Here is a 13,344-nt window from a genome sequence, read left to right on the forward strand (position 1 = left end):
ATGCCCGAGTTTCAGTCCAGAGGGGTGGTCCGCTACCGTTTCTCGGCTTCGCTAGAACTGTCGGCAATATGCGATAAGTACAATCACAGGCTACCCAGTGAAATAATTCACCTAAGCTGGCACAATTTATACGGAAGTCAATATTTCGATCAGCGGAATACTGCCTAAAGCGATGTCCGTATTTAGCTGCAACACCGATTTCCGCAATTGATGCTGTGGACGGCTCCTCCGCCGGCATCGCGATGTGCCATGATTGCGGTGTTGTCAGGAACCACATGCGGTGCGAACGACCAAAACGGGCGCGCAAAGCAGCCTTGTTCTTCTATAACGAAAAAAGACCGCTATCGGCAGATAGCAGTCCTTCCTCTCATTGCTGCCTTTCAAGATTCAAGGGATTCCACATCACGCTAGCGGCTGCCGGTTTGGCGGGCACTTGCGAAATCGGCAGTTCTTGAAATCAGCGTTCGGCGAGCGCCGGTTCGCCCTTCTTCTCGCGCACCATGTTGATGAAGCGGCGGAAGAGATAGTGGCTGTCCTGCGGGCCGGGCGAGGCTTCCGGGTGGTGCTGGACGGAGAAGACCTGCTTGCCGCGCACGCGCAGGCCGCAATTGGTGCCGTCGAAAAGCGAAATGTGAGTCTCTTCAACGCCATCGGGCAGCGACTTCGAGTCGACCGCGAAGCCATGGTTCATCGAGACGATTTCGACCTTGCCGGTCGTATGATCCTTGACCGGGTGGTTGGCGCCGTGATGGCCCTGATGCATCTTCTCGGTCTTGGCGCCGAGGGCCAGCCCCAGCATCTGATGGCCGAGGCAGATGCCGAAGACCGGGATATTGGTCTTCACAAGCGTCTTGATCACGGGCACGGCATATTCGCCGGTTGCCGCCGGATCGCCCGGGCCGTTCGACAGGAAGATGCCGTCGGGCTGCATGGCGAGCACGTCTTCGGCGCTCGTTGCTGCCGGCACGACGGTCACCTTGCAGTCGAGACCGGCAAACAGCCGCAGGATGTTGCGCTTGACGCCGTAATCGAGGCAGACGACGTGGTATTTGGCGTCCGCTGCGGCGAGTTCGCCGTAACCTTCGTTCCAGACCCACGGCGTCTCGGTCCATTGCGAGGACTGGCCCGAGGAAGCGATCTTGGCAAGGTCGAGACCTTCGAGGCCGCTCCAGGCCTTGGCTTCGGCCTTCAGCGTCTCGATGTCGAAGACGCCGTTCGGATCGTGGGCGATCACCGCGTTCGGGGCACCGTTCTCGCGGATCCAGGCGGTCAGCGCGCGTGTGTCGATGCCGCAGAGTCCGATGACGCCGCGCGCCTTCAGCCATTGGTCGAGATGCTTGGCGGCGCGGTAGTTCGAAGGCTCGGTGATGTCGGCCTTGAAGATGACCCCGACGGCGCCGTGGCGGGCGGCAGGCGTCAGATCCTCGATGTCTTCATCGTTGGTGCCGATATTGCCGATATGCGGAAAGGTGAAGGTGACGATCTGGCCGAGATAGGAGGGGTCGGTCAGGATTTCCTCGTAGCCGGTCAGCGCCGTGTTGAAGACCACTTCGGCCTGGACCTCGCCGGTGGCGCCGATGCCCCTGCCTTCGATGACCGTGCCGTCGGCAAGAACGAGCAGGGCGGTCGGCTTTTCGATTGTCCAGGGTGCTGTCGCGGTCATCTTCATCCCGTTTCCGGCGGTCGGTGCGCGTTGCCGCGCTCGTCGCCATTTGATCTCGCAGGCGTGTGGACGCGGCAATGCCGCGCGCTTCAGGCCTGATCACGAATTTTGGTGCAGGTGGCGGTAAATAGCCACGCAATCGCTGAGCGTCAATCTTTGTAACCGGGATTGCCGCCGTTTTCCTGCGCTTTATCGCGGCGACCGCGCAATTTATTTGATCCGCCGCATCAGCGTGGTTTATGAAGCGGCATCAAAACAGGAGTGAAGACCATGCTGCGCGATCAACTCGCCACCCAGCTGAAAGAGGCGATGAAGGCCAAGAATGCGGAGCGGCTTTCCACCGTCCGGCTGATTCAGGCCGCGGTCAAGGATCGCGATATCGCCAATCGCGGCACCGGCAAGGAGCAGGCGAGCGACGACGAGATTTTGCAGATCCTCGCCAAGATGGTGAAGCAGCGCGACGAATCGGCAAAGATCTACGAGGAGAATTCCCGGCCGGAGCTCGCCGCCAAGGAGCGCGCCGAAATCACCGTCATCCAGGATTTCATGCCGAAGCAGCTTTCGGACAGCGAAGTGCGCGCCAATGTGTCTGCGATCATCGCCGAAACCGGTGCGGCGGGCGCTAAGGACATGGGCAAGGTGATGGCCGCGCTCAAGGAGCGTTATGCCGGCCAGATGGATTTCGCCAAGGCGTCGGCGACCGTCAAGGAACTGCTGAGCTAACCTCAGACCACCCGTCTCGCCTGCGGCTCCTCATGGACCGCAGGCCCGAGCGCCGCTTCGGCTGCGGCATCGATAATGGCGAATTTCGCCGCCTGATAATTCCAGTATTCGAGAATGAAGCGGCGCGACAGCCAGAAGTCGCCCTTGCGGGAGGGGGCTGTCCAGCCGACGCTCTCCATGGCCGCCGCCTGGGTCAGTAGCCGCTTCAAGTGGGTGTTGGAGATCATGAACTGTTCGCGGATTTCCCTGAGCGACAGGGGGCCGACCGCGACGCGCTCGGCTGCGCGGGGAAATTCCGGAAGGCGCGAAATCAGGTAGTCCATCACCAGCCCGCCGGTATTTGCCCAGTTGAAGAGGTTGAAGGTCGGGCCGGGATTGCGCACCGCTTCGCTCCCGATGATCGCCCTGGCGATCCGCGGCTGGATCGCTGCCATCATCGCCGAGGGATCGGCACTGACCTTGCTGGCGCGTTCACCGCCGTCGAGGTTGTCGAGGATCATCAGATGGGCGACGAGCCATCGGGTGAAATGCTCCTCGGCGGTTTCCGTGGGCTCCAGATAGCGCGTGCGTTTGTCGGGGCCGGGAACCGGCCGCAGAAAACGATAGGCCAGCATTTCCTGCATGAAGGCCGCGGCCGTATTGCGGCTGGCGATGTCGTTCCTGACGGCGAAATCGATGAAGCGGCCGGAATAGAGACCGCTCTTGCCGTCGCCGGGATAGCCATAGTGAAGCGCAAAGCCGGCATGGGCCATCAGCCAGCGCTGCTGTGCGGCGAAAATCGAGGCGATGCGCGGGCTCTCCCGATAGATCGAGAGCATCTGATCGGCGCAATGCAGGATCGCAGCGAGAAAGCGATCGTCTGCTGCAAGAGTTTCAGCGGTAAAGGCCATGTGGAAGGGGTCCAGGGAGTTCGGCGCATACTTCTTTCACGCAAGCGCCGCCTGTCAACGGTTTTGTCAATAATCGGTTAATTTCAAAAGGGAATTTGTATCAGGGGAAGGCAAAATTTAAGAAGGCAGGAGCTGGGGGCGCTCCTGCCTTCTTGCTCTTTGCTTCCGCCGGCAAACGCAGGGCCGAGGCCCAAGCCGGAGGGTATTTGCAAAGGCACCCTTGCGAAGCGGCGCCGGGGGTAGGGATGGTGCTTCGCTCGGGGATCGCTTTGTTGAGATCGAACCTATTGCGGGGCGGCGGCTTATTCAAATTACAAAAAAATAATGATTGCCGAAAATGTCGGTTTTGGAGAGGCAGAAGCGAAGACTCTGTAGGCGCCGCGACGATCGGGCCGTGCAATCGATGCACAAGGCAAGCATTTGTTTTAAAACGGTTTAATTCAACCCGGCTAAAGGCCTTCACACTTGCCGAGGCAGTTGCAGCGGTGGAAATTCAGCGCTTGAACGACAATAATGTCGCACCCTGTCGCAGGGGGCGATAACGCGTTTTTGATTGGATAACCGACGCCACTGCGGACCGGTGCACTTGCCTGTGAATAGCGGGTTTTCATGACAAGTTTCGTGGCGTGAAGCGGTAAAGCAGCTTATATGGAGGCTGGCCAAGAGGTATAGATGCGCTTTTCCAACACCTTTCTCGATGATATTCGCGACCGCGTTCCGATTTCGAACGTGATTGCGCGCCGTGTCAGCTGGGATAAGCGCAAGACCAACGTGTCGCGTGGCGATTACTGGGCCTGCTGCCCGTTCCACGGCGAGAAATCGCCGAGTTTCCACTGCGAGGACCGGAAGGGCCGCTATCACTGCTTCGGCTGCGGCGTCACCGGTGACCATTTCCGCTTCCTCACCGAGCTGGAAGGTCTGAGTTTTCCCGAGGCGGTGCAGCAGATCGCCGATATGGCCGGCGTTTCGATGCCGCTTGCCGATCCTGTGATGGAGAAGCGTGAGAAGGAACGCGGCTCGCTGATCGACGTCATGGAAATGGCGACTCAATTTTTCCAGGATCAATTGCAGACGGCGAATGGGGCGAGGGCGCGCGCCTATCTGCGCGATCGCGGGCTGACCGGGCGCACCATCGAAACCTTCCGTCTCGGCTATGCGCCTGACAGCCGCAATGCGCTGAAGGAGTTTCTCGCCGGCAAGGGCGTGCTCAAAGAGCAGATCGAGGCCTGCGGCTTGGTCGTTCATGAAAACGTACCGGTTTCCTATGATCGCTTCCGCGACCGCATCATGTTCCCGATCCTCTCGTCGCGGGAAAAGGTGATCGCCTTCGGCGGCCGCGCCATGTCATCAGATGCGCCGGCGAAATATCTGAACTCCAACGAGACGGAGCTCTTCCACAAGGGCAACGTCCTTTATAATTTCGCTCGCGCCCGCCGCGCCATCCAGGGGCCGGGCCGCAGCGATGCGCAAGACGACAATGCGACCGGCACCATCATCGCCGTCGAAGGCTATATGGATGTGATCGCGCTCTATCAGGCCGGCATCGAGAATGCGGTGGCGCCGCTCGGCACGGCACTCACCGAAAACCAGCTTGAGCTTCTCTGGAAGATGGTGCCGCAGCCGGTGCTCTGCTTCGACGGCGACGGCGCCGGTATCCGCGCCGCCAATCGTGCCGCCGAGCTGGCGCTGCCGCATCTGAAGCCCGGCCGTTCCGTCCGCTTTGCGCTTCTGCCGGATGGCAAGGACCCGGACGATCTCGTGCGCGATGACGGCCGCGCGCCCTTCGACAAGGTGATGAGCCAGGCAAAGCCGCTGTCGGAGATGCTGTGGAGCCGGGAGATCAACACCGGCAAGTTCGACACGCCCGAGGCGCGCGCCGAGCTCGAGGCGCGGCTGAAGCAGCTGGTCGCCGTCATCGCGGACGAGAATGTGCGCCGCCATTACCAGCAGGATATTCGCGACCGGCTGAACACCTTCTTCCAGCCGCAGTTCCAGAACCGCAGCAATGGCGAACGCCGCGGCTTCAACGGCAACGGCAATTCCCGGACGGGCCGCGACAATGCGGGTAAGGCAGGGCCGAAAAGCCCCAGCGTCATTTCCGACCGGCTCGCCCGCTCGGGCCCCGTGCGTGGCCACCGGGACAATACGGCGCTGCGCGAAAGTGTGCTGGCGCTGACCATCGTCAATCATCCGGCGCTGATGATCGACGATTATGACGAGATCGCCGCGATCGACTACGACAGCCGCGAGCTGCAGCGGCTCTGGTCGGCCATGCTTGGGGCAGCCGCTGCCGTCGCTGGCCCGCATCTGACGCGCGACTATCTGACCGAAAGGCTGGAATTCGAAGGATTCGGCCCTCTCATCAAGAGCCTCGACCAGCAGGTGCGCAATGCCAGGCTCTGGACGGCGACCGAGGAGGCGGCGATGGAGGATGCGCGTGAGGGTTATCGACAGGCGCTCGCCTTCCACAAACGGGCAAAGGCGTTGCGCCGGCAGAAGATGGAGCTCGAACGCGAGATTGCGCTGGCGACCGAAGCCGGCGACGGCGAGGCGATCGTTCAGCTGATGCGGGCGCAGCAGGAAGTGCATTTCGAAGGAGTGCGGCTTGAGAACCAGGAGGCGATCATCGACGGCTTCGGCGTGCTATCCGGCCGCGTCAAAGGGGTGGCGAACCACTGATGCCGCAGACCGAACGGAACGAACCGGGCTTTTCCGCCTCCGTTGCGCTGTTTTCCGCCGGCCGCGCGCCGCTCGATATTCTCAAGCAGGTCTACGGCTATTCCTCCTTCCGCGGCAAGCAGCAGCAGGTGGTCGAGCATGTGGTGTCAGGCGGCGATGCCGTGGTGCTCTTCCCCACGGGCGCGGGTAAATCGCTGTGCTTCCAGATCCCGGCACTCTGCCGTGACGGCGTCGGCATCGTCGTTTCGCCGCTGATTGCGCTGATGCGCGATCAGGTGGAGGCGATGAAGCAGCTCGGCATTCGGGCGGCCGCGCTGAATTCGTCGCTGTCGCGCGAGGAATTCGTCGAGGTCCGCCGCGCGCTTTCGGCCGGCCGGCTCGATCTTCTCTACGTCACGCCCGAACGCATCCTCACCGATGGTTTCCGCGAACTGATCGCCAACGAGAAGATCGCGCTGTTTGCCATCGACGAGGCCCATTGCGTCTCGCAATGGGGCCATGATTTCCGCCCGGAATATCGTGCGCTCGGCCAGCTTGGCGAGCAATATCCCGGCGTGCCGCGCGTGGCGCTGACGGCGACGGCCGATCCGCATACGCGCGACGACATTATCGAGCGGCTGGGGCTCGACGCTGCCCGGATCTTCACCACCAGCTTCGACCGTCCGAACATCGCTTACGAAATCGTCGAGCGCGACCAGCCGCGTCAGCAGCTTTTGCGCTTCCTATCCGGCCACAAAGGAAACAGCGGCATCGTCTATTGCCTGTCGCGCGCCAAGGTCGAGGATACGGCCGAGTGGTTGAACGGCCAGGGCGTACGCGCGCTTGCCTACCATGCCGGCATGGACAGGGCGGTTCGCGACGCCAATCAGGATGCCTTTCTGAAAGAGGAAAACCTCTGCTTGGTCGCCACCGTCGCCTTCGGCATGGGCATCGACAAGCCGAATGTACGGTATGTCGCCCATCTCGACCTGCCGGGATCCGTCGAGGCTTATTACCAGGAGACCGGGCGTGCCGGCCGCGACGGCCTGCCGTCCGAGGTCTGGATGGCTTATGGCATGGCCGATGTCATCCAGCGCGGCCGGATGATCGACGAGGGCGCTGCCGCCGCTGAGATCAAGCGGGTCGAGCGCGCCAAGCTCAATGCATTGCTGGCGATCTGCGAGACCGCCTCCTGCCGCCGCCAGGCGATCCTTGCGCATTTCGGCGAGGCGCATGCCGGCCAATGCGGCAATTGCGACACCTGCCTGAAGCCGGTCGAGACCTGGGAGGGCACGGAAGCGGCGATCAAGGCGCTGGCCGCGATCTACCGCACCGGCGAGCGTTTCGGCGCCGGCCATGTCGTCGATGTGCTCGTCGGCAACGTCAATGAAAAGACCGAGCGTTTCGGCCATGTCGATATGCCGGTCTTCGGCGCCGGCAAGGATATTCCGTCGCGCATCTGGCAGTCAGTCTTCCGCCAGCTGCTCGCCATGGGATTGGTCCGGGTCGATCACGAGGCCTATGGGGCGCTGAAGCTGGAGCCGGAGGCGCGCGCCGTCTTCAAGCATGAACGGCAGGTGTTCTTCCGCAAGGACCGTCCGGCCTCCGAACGGCGCACGAAGAAGGCGGAGCGCAGCGAGCGCAAGTCGGGACTGTCGGGTGCCGACGGCGCTCTGTTCGAGGCGCTGCGGGCCGAGCGCATGGCGATCGCCAAATCCCTCGGCGTGCCGCCCTATGTCGTCTTTCCCGATACGACGCTAATCGCCTTTGCCACGGAGAAGCCGAGGAGCCGCAAGGAATTGCTGGCCATATCGGGTGTTGGCCAGGCGAAGCTCGAGCGTTACGGCGACGCCTTCCTGGAGATCATCCTGGCGCAGGATGGCTGAGCGGATCGGCGGATGTCTTCGGCCCAGCGCTGAACAAGACAAGCCGATGGCGATATGCTAACCCGGAAGCTATAAAAAACATCAGGAAGGGCCGCCCATGACCTCGCCATTTCTCTCCCATCTCAGTGCCGAAATTTCGGCGCTGAAGGATGCCGGCCTCTATAAATCCGAGCGGGTGATCAGCTCCAAGCAGGCAGGCGAAATTGCCATTTCGACCGGCGAGCGGGTGCTGAATTTCTGCGCCAACAATTATCTCGGCCTTGCCGACAACGAGGAACTGGCCGCGGCCGGCAAGCAGGCGCTCGACCGCTATGGCTACGGCATGGCCTCGGTGCGCTTCATCTGCGGCACCCAGGAGGAGCACAAGCAGCTCGAGGCTCGTATCTCTTCCTTCCTCGGCATGGAAGACACGATCCTCTATTCCTCCTGCTTCGATGCCAATGGCGGCCTGTTCGAGACTCTGCTCTCCGAAGAAGATGCGATCATCTCGGATGCGCTGAACCACGCCTCGATCATCGACGGTGTCAGGCTGTCGAAGGCCAAACGCTTCCGCTACGCCAACAACGACATGGCGGCACTCGAAGAGGAATTGAAGAAAGCCGAAGGCAGCCGTTTCAAGCTGATCGCCACCGACGGCGTCTTCTCGATGGACGGCATCATCGCCAATTTGGGCGGCGTCTGCGATCTCGCCGAGAAATACGGGGCCATGGTCATGGTCGATGACAGCCATGCGGTGGGCTTCGTTGGCAGGAACGGCCGCGGCTCGCCCGAACATTGCGGCGTCGAGGGCCGGATCGACATCATCACCGGCACCCTCGGCAAGGCGCTCGGCGGCGCGTCCGGCGGTTATACCGCGGCGAAAGCCGAGGTCGTCGAATGGCTGCGGCAGCGCTCGCGGCCCTATCTGTTCTCGAACACCTTGGCACCGGTCATCGCCGCCGCCTCGCTCAAGGTCTTCGACCTCATCGAAAACGGCGATGCCTTGCGCAAGCGCCTCTCCGACAATGCTGATCTCTTCCGCGCCGAGATGACGAAGCTCGGCTTCACGCTCGCCGGCGAAGGCCATCCGATCATCCCGGTTATGCTCGGCGACGCCAAGCTTGCCCAGGACATGGCGGGGTTGATGCTGAAGAAGGGCATTTACGTCATCGGCTTCTCCTTCCCCGTCGTGCCGAAAGGCCAGGCCCGCATTCGCACGCAGATGTCGGCGGCACATTCCAGGGCTGATGTTGAGCGGGCGATTGCGGCCTTTGCTGAGGCTGGGCGGGAATTGGGTGTGATTTGAGAATGGGGGATTGCCCCTCACCCTAACCCTCTCCCCGTAAACGGGGCGAGGGGACGTGCCCTGCGAGAGGATGGTGGGGACGGAGAGGTCGCCGCGTGTCCCCTTCGCCCCGCCTGCGGGGAGAAGGTGCCGGCAGGCGGATGAGGGGCCGAAACAGGCACTGACCAAGGATACAGATATGTCGAACATGATGAAGGCGCTGGTCAAATCAAAACCCGAAGTCGGGCTGTGGATGGAGAATGTGCCGGTGCCGGAGGTCGGGCCGAACGATGTGCTGATCCGGGTGAGGAAATCGGCGATCTGCGGCACCGACGTGCATATCTGGAACTGGGACCAGTGGGCGCAGAAGACCATTCCGGTGCCGATGGTCGTCGGCCATGAATTCTCCGGCGAGATCGCCGAGATCGGTTCGGCGGTCACCCGCTATCACGTCGGCGAGCGGGTTTCCGGCGAGGGTCATATCGTCTGCGGCAAGTGCCGCAACTGCCGGGCGGGCAGGGGGCATCTCTGCCGCAACACGCTCGGCGTCGGCGTCAACCGGCCGGGTTCGTTCGGCGAGTTCGTCTGCATTCCCGAAAGCAATGTCGTGGCGATCCCTGAGGATATATCCGATGAGATCGCCGCAATCTTCGATCCGTTCGGCAATGCCGTGCACACCGCACTCTCCTTCGATCTCGTCGGCGAGGACGTGCTCGTCACCGGCGCCGGGCCGATCGGCATCATGGGGGCGCTGGTCGCCAAACGGTCCGGCGCCCGCAAGGTCGTCATCACCGATATCAACCCGCACCGGCTGGAACTGGCGCGCAAGCTGGGGATCGACCATGTCGTCGACGCCTCCCGGGAAAATCTGGCCGACGTGATGAAGACGATCGGCATGACGGAGGGTTTCGACGTCGGGCTGGAAATGTCGGGGGCGGCGCCCGCCTTCCGCGACATGATCGACAAGATGAACAATGGCGGCAAGATCGCCATTCTCGGCATCGCGCCGGCCGGTTTCGAGATCGACTGGAACAAGGTGATCTTCAAGATGCTCAATCTCAAGGGCATCTATGGCCGCGAGATGTTCGAGACCTGGTACAAAATGATCGCCTTCGTCCAGGGCGGCCTTGACCTTGCGCCGATCATCACTCATCGCATCGGCATCGACGATTTCCGCGACGGCTTCGAGGCGATGCGCTCGGGCAACTCCGGCAAAGTCGTAATGGATTGGATGTGAGGAGGAAGACATGCTCTATGAAGGAAGCTGCCATTGCGGCAAGGTCGCTTTCGAGGTCGAAGGCGAATTCACCGAGGCGCTGGACTGCAACTGTTCGCTCTGCCGCCGGCGGGGCGGGCTTCTGGCCTTCGTGCCGCGCGACAAGCTGGTGCTGAAGACGCCCGAAGAGGATCTCTCCACCTATACTTTCAACCGGCATGTCATCCGGCATCACTTCTGCGCCAAATGCGGCATCGCGCCGTTCGGCGAAGGCGTGGCCCCGAATGGCGCGGCGATGGCCTCGGTCAATCTGCGCTGCATTCCCGCGGTCGATCTCGGCGCGCTGAAGGTGACGGCCTATGACGGCGAGGCAAAGTAGCCAATATTGGTGCGGACAGAGGCGAATAGAGCAACGATAGGACTGCAAAAATGGCGCGAACAACTGGCTCGGCGGGCAAAATCTTTGCTGCCCTTGTCTTTTGTTCGCCGCATCTTAAATAAGGCTTCGCAATCGCTGCCGCGGTTCAAAGCCTGTGGATAAGGCTTTTTCCGAGCTTTCGTGAGCTTTTTTTGTAGAAAAGCTTGACGAGAACAAAAAATGTGGGAATCACCGTTCGACTTGTTGAAACGGTGAACTGGGTCAAGGCGGATCGCGCAACCATGGCCGGAAATCCAAAAGCAAAAAAGCTTTGCTGTCCGATGCCGGCGATCGTGGTTAATCAGGCTTTAAATGTCATCCCGTTAGGTGGGCAAAGGTGATTCGAGGGCGGCGCGAGCGACGCGTCAGGCCCTGAGACGGCCCATTCACCGTAGCGAGATTGGATAGCGTCAGGAAGGCGACGATATAAATGGCAACCAAGGTCAAAGAGAACGAAGACGCGGAAGTCGAACGCGACGGCGCAAGCGACGGCCCTCTTCTCGATCTTTCCGACGACGCGGTCAAGAAGATGATCAAGGCCGCCAAGAAGCGCGGCTATGTGACGATGGACGAGCTCAACGCGGTCCTGCCGTCCGAAGAAGTGACATCCGAGCAGATCGAAGACACGATGTCGATGCTGTCGGACATGGGCATCAACGTCATCGAAGACGAAGAAGCCGAGGAAGCCGGTGCTTCCAGCGGCGGCGATGACGACGACGCCGGCGGCGACGAGGAGAGCGAAGGCGGCGAACTCGCACCCTCGAGCGGCACGGCGCTCGCAACCGCCAAGAAGAAAGAGCCGACCGACCGCACCGATGACCCGGTGCGCATGTACCTGCGCGAGATGGGCTCGGTGGAGCTTCTTTCCCGCGAGGGCGAAATCGCCATTGCCAAGCGCATCGAGGCTGGCCGCGAAACGATGATCGCTGGCCTCTGTGAGAGCCCGCTGACCTTCCAGGCGATCATCATCTGGCGCGACGAACTCAACGAAGGCACGACGCTGTTGCGCGAGATCATCGATCTCGAAACCACCTATTCCGGCCCTGAAGCCAAGGCTGCGCCGCAGTTCCAGAGCCCCGAGAAGATCGAGGCCGACCGCAAGGCCGCCGAGGAAAAGGAAAAGACCCGCCGCGCCCGCTCCGGCGACGACGACATCACCGATGTCGGCGGCGAGGGACTGCCTCCCGAGGAGGAGGAAGAGGACGAGGACGAATCCAACCTTTCGCTGGCGGCGATGGAAGCCGAGCTTCGCCCGCAGGTGATGGAGACGCTCGATACGATCGCCGAGACCTACAAGAAGCTGCGCAAGCTGCAGGACCAGCAGGTCGAGCAGCGCCTGTCGGCATCCGGCACGCTGTCTTCAGCCCAGGAGCGCCGCTACAAGGAGCTCAAGGACGAGCTGATCAAGGCCGTCAAGTCGCTGTCGCTCAACCAGAACCGCATCGACGCCCTGGTCGAGCAGCTTTACGACATCAACAAGCGCCTCGTTTCCAACGAAGGCCGCCTGCTGCGCCTGGCCGAATCCTACGGCGTCAAGCGTGACTCATTCCTGGAACAGTATCAGGGCGCCGAGCTCGATCCGAACTGGATGAAGTCGATCGGCAATCTGGCCGCCCGCGGCTGGAAGGAATTCGCCCGCGGCGAAAACACGACGATCCGCGACATCCGCCAGGAGATCCAGAATCTCGCGACCGAGACCGGCATTTCGATCTCGGAATTCCGCCGCATCGTGCACATGGTGCAGAAGGGCGAGCGCGAAGCGCGCATCGCCAAGAAGGAGATGGTCGAAGCGAACCTTCGCCTTGTCATCTCGATCGCCAAGAAGTACACGAACCGCGGCCTGCAGTTCCTCGACCTCATTCAGGAAGGCAATATCGGCCTGATGAAGGCGGTCGACAAGTTCGAATACCGCCGTGGCTACAAGTTCTCGACCTATGCGACCTGGTGGATCCGTCAGGCGATCACCCGCTCGATCGCCGACCAGGCCCGCACGATCCGCATTCCGGTGCACATGATCGAGACGATCAACAAGATCGTCCGCACCTCGCGCCAGATGCTGCACGAGATCGGCCGCGAGCCGACGCCTGAGGAACTGGCGGAAAAGCTCGCCATGCCGCTCGAAAAGGTCCGCAAGGTCCTGAAGATCGCCAAGGAGCCGATCTCGCTCGAAACCCCTGTTGGTGACGAAGAGGATTCGCATCTCGGCGATTTCATCGAGGACAAGAACGCGCTGCTGCCGATCGACGCCGCCATCCAGGCGAACCTGCGCGAGACGACGACCCGCGTTCTCGCCTCGCTGACGCCGCGCGAGGAACGCGTGCTGCGCATGCGCTTCGGCATCGGCATGAACACCGACCATACGCTCGAAGAAGTCGGCCAGCAGTTCTCGGTCACCCGCGAACGTATCCGCCAGATCGAGGCGAAGGCGTTGCGCAAGCTGAAGCATCCGAGCCGCTCCAGGAAGCTGCGTTCGTTCCTCGACAGCTGATTTGGACAACGTCGTTCTGATTGGAAAGCCGGGCCTCGCGCCCGGCTTTTGCGTTGTGATTAGTACCAATGATCCCGGCGGCTTTCTTGTCGCTGCCTGGTGACAGGCCTATAATCCGGCCACGGGGGAAGAGATCGA

At 61.6% G+C, this 13,344-nt stretch carries 9 protein-coding genes; 7 read left to right on the top strand and 2 right to left on the bottom strand.

Going from position 1 to position 13,344, the window contains the following annotated elements; all coding sequences use genetic code 11:
* Positions 1–457: 457 nt before the first annotated feature.
* Complete coding sequence (gene carA / locus AF337_RS38280) at positions 458–1,663, bottom strand: glutamine-hydrolyzing carbamoyl-phosphate synthase small subunit (RefSeq protein ID WP_049736297.1); 1,206 nt, start codon at positions 1,661–1,663, stop codon at positions 458–460.
* A gap of 270 nt (positions 1,664–1,933) precedes the next feature.
* On the opposite strand from carA, the gene AF337_RS38285 reads away from it, so the two are divergent.
* Complete coding sequence (locus AF337_RS38285) at positions 1,934–2,386, top strand: GatB/YqeY domain-containing protein (protein WP_049736298.1); 453 nt, start codon at positions 1,934–1,936, stop codon at positions 2,384–2,386.
* 2 nt (positions 2,387–2,388) lie between these two features.
* Here the strand turns inward: AF337_RS38285 and AF337_RS38290 are convergent, their stop codons facing one another.
* Positions 2,389–3,276 (bottom strand): hypothetical protein, encoded by an 888-nt coding sequence (locus tag AF337_RS38290; RefSeq protein WP_049736247.1) that lies wholly within the window; start codon positions 3,274–3,276, stop codon positions 2,389–2,391.
* A gap of 672 nt (positions 3,277–3,948) precedes the next feature.
* Between AF337_RS38290 and dnaG the strand changes: the two genes are divergently transcribed.
* The 6 genes from dnaG to rpoD all read left to right on the top strand — a co-directional run bounded on the left by dnaG (position 3,949) and on the right by rpoD (position 13,206).
* Complete coding sequence (gene dnaG, locus AF337_RS38295) at positions 3,949–5,955, top strand: DNA primase (protein ID WP_049736248.1); 2,007 nt, start codon at positions 3,949–3,951, stop codon at positions 5,953–5,955.
* Entirely contained in the window at positions 5,955–7,820 is a 1,866-nt protein-coding gene (gene recQ, locus AF337_RS38300; RefSeq protein WP_049736249.1) for a DNA helicase RecQ, read from the top strand. Before dnaG ends, recQ begins: the two co-directional genes overlap by 1 nt.
* Before the next feature lie 97 nt (positions 7,821–7,917).
* Positions 7,918–9,105: a glycine C-acetyltransferase gene (locus AF337_RS38305; RefSeq protein WP_049736250.1), complete on the top strand. Its 1,188-nt coding sequence runs from the start codon at positions 7,918–7,920 to the stop codon at positions 9,103–9,105.
* Between the two features lie 178 nt (positions 9,106–9,283).
* Positions 9,284–10,321 (top strand): L-threonine 3-dehydrogenase, encoded by a 1,038-nt coding sequence (tdh, locus tag AF337_RS38310; RefSeq protein WP_049736251.1) that lies wholly within the window; start codon positions 9,284–9,286, stop codon positions 10,319–10,321.
* Between the two features lie 10 nt (positions 10,322–10,331).
* Entirely contained in the window at positions 10,332–10,679 is a 348-nt protein-coding gene (locus AF337_RS38315; protein WP_049736252.1) for a GFA family protein, read from the top strand.
* Positions 10,680–11,148: 469 nt separating this feature from the next.
* Positions 11,149–13,206, top strand: coding sequence for an RNA polymerase sigma factor RpoD (rpoD, locus tag AF337_RS38320; RefSeq protein ID WP_049736253.1), 2,058 nt, complete (start codon positions 11,149–11,151; stop codon positions 13,204–13,206).
* The last annotated feature ends 138 nt before the right edge of the window (positions 13,207–13,344 follow it).

This window comes from Rhizobium ecuadorense, assembly GCF_001187535.1.
GTDB classification, from domain to species: Bacteria; Pseudomonadota; Alphaproteobacteria; order Rhizobiales; family Rhizobiaceae; genus Rhizobium; species Rhizobium ecuadorense.